We start from the raw sequence: 1,744 nt of genomic DNA, 5'->3' as shown, positions 1-1,744 counted from the left end.
GGCCGTTGCCTTGTTGCACTTCGCAGCTGAGTCCATGCCGCTTACGGCGGATCAGGCAACCAGCATCCGGCGCATGAGCAGCCAGGTATCGGCGTTTTGCCCGTCCGCCACCGGCGGACAGGGACGCTCCTCCACCGGCCTGAAACCCGACTTTTCGTAGAAGCGCACCGCCGGAGCGTTCGAGCGGGCCACGATCAGCGTCATTTTGCGGTCTTTCCCGGACCGGGCCCGTTTCGCTGCCTGTTTCAGAAGGGCGGATCCGATCCCGCGTCCCTGAAACTCGCGGTAGACCGCAATCACCGCCAGATACCAGCTGCCACCGGTCATCGCTTTGAGTTCCAGTTCACCGGTCATCTCGGGTGTGAACCGCTCGGGATGGATGCTGCCGGCAAAGTCCTTTGGCCGGGACATACCGAAAACCGCCCCCAGAACCGCGCCGTCCTGATGGGCGATGAGTGCGTTTTCCAGTGACAGGTCATGGTTGCGCAACAGCATCGCACGCCGCCCGATCTCGAAAACCGAAACGGCACCGCCATTCTTCTCAAGTGCCCGCTGCCAGACAGCCCCATTGCGGCCATGGGAGGCAATGTCGCACAGGGCGGCAAGGTCTGTGGCATGCCCGGGTCTTGCTGCGGAAAATTGCACACTTGGCATCGGCACGGTCCCGGATGAACGGTCAATAGTAGGTTTCAATCAGACGGGTGACCTCACGGTCGCGCGCCGCCTCGCTCTTGCCTCCCATCACCACAACCATGCGCTTGCGGCCAGCCCGGTCCGAGGTTGCAACCAGATTGTACCCGGACAAGCGGATATATCCGGTTTTCAGGCCATTGACCCCCTCTACCCTGCCCAGAAGATTGTTCGTCGCCCGGTAGGTGCGGCCATTGTAGAAAAATGTCTTTGCCTGATAGTAGCGCGCATATTGCGGATAGTGGCGGATCAGAGCCTGACCGAGACGCGCCATGTCCCGGGCTGTGGTGACCTGAGCAGTGTCCGGCAAACCGGACGGATTGACAAAGCGGGTGCGTGTCATCCCGAGCGCACGGGCCTTCGCGTTCATTTGCCGGACAAACGCCGCTTCGCTTCCCGCCACCGTTTCGGCAACCGCAACCGCAACGTCATTGGCCGACTTGACGGACAAGGCGCGCGCTGCCTGTTGCACCGTCATGGTCATGCCGGGCCGCAATCCGATCTTTGACGGCGGCTGCCGGGCGGCATTCGGCGAAATCACCAGAGGCGTATCGAGCGAGACACGTCCTGAGCGTACGGCATCAAACAGGAGATAAAGCGTCATCATCTTGGTCAAGGACGCCGGATAACGCGGTTCGTCGGCGTTTTCTGCATGCAGTTCGCGCCCCGAATTCAGATCGACCACCAGCTCGGAATAGCCTTGCGGCTCGGCCGAGGGGGCCGGTACGGCAAAGGCTGACGGCGTCAGGAACGCTGCGTTTGGCGCAGACGTGTTTGCCAGGGATTGTGCGGCGCCAGATCCCGCAGGAGAGCGCGGTGTGGCCGATTGGCAAGCTGCCAACACCAGGCAGGCCAACAGCAAAACGGCATAATCTGCGCTGCCCTGCAGGCGAAATCCTCGCATTTTGCGCCCCCGCATTAAATCTTCAGCCGATATCCGGTTTTGAAAATACCCCAGATGACCGCCACGCAAACGGCCAGAAACAACAGCGTAACGGCAAGGCTGATACCGACACTCACGTCAGCATGGCCGTAGAAGCTCCAGCGAAAGCCC

At 61.2% G+C, this 1,744-nt stretch carries 2 protein-coding genes and 1 pseudogene; all 3 read right to left on the bottom strand.

Features of this window, described 5'->3' with window-relative positions; all coding sequences use genetic code 11:
* Positions 1-51: 51 nt before the first annotated feature.
* Positions 52-654: a GNAT family N-acetyltransferase gene (locus E1297_RS02145; RefSeq protein WP_155133318.1), complete on the bottom strand. Its 603-nt coding sequence runs from the start codon at positions 652-654 to the stop codon at positions 52-54.
* Positions 655-676: 22 nt separating this feature from the next.
* Positions 677-1,594 carry a D-alanyl-D-alanine carboxypeptidase family protein gene (locus E1297_RS02140; protein ID WP_155133314.1) on the bottom strand — a complete coding sequence of 306 codons (918 nt, stop codon included), beginning with the start codon at positions 1,592-1,594 and terminating at the stop codon, positions 677-679.
* Positions 1,595-1,608: 14 nt separating this feature from the next.
* Positions 1,609-1,744, bottom strand: a pseudogene (locus E1297_RS50105) (sugar ABC transporter permease); the annotation flags it as partial.

Source organism: Roseibium sp. RKSG952 (genome assembly GCF_009711355.1).
The sequence above is the reverse complement of the archived record's forward strand: the minus strand, read 5'-3'. Positions and strand labels throughout refer to the sequence as shown.

Excerpts from the sequence above, each read along its gene's own strand:
- E1297_RS02145 (WP_155133318.1), bottom strand. The coding sequence starts at position 654 with ATGCCAAGTGTGCAATTTTCCGCAGCAAGACCCGGGCATGCCACAGAC.
- E1297_RS02140 (WP_155133314.1), bottom strand. The coding sequence starts at position 1,594 with ATGCGAGGATTTCGCCTGCAGGGCAGCGCAGATTATGCCGTTTTGCTG.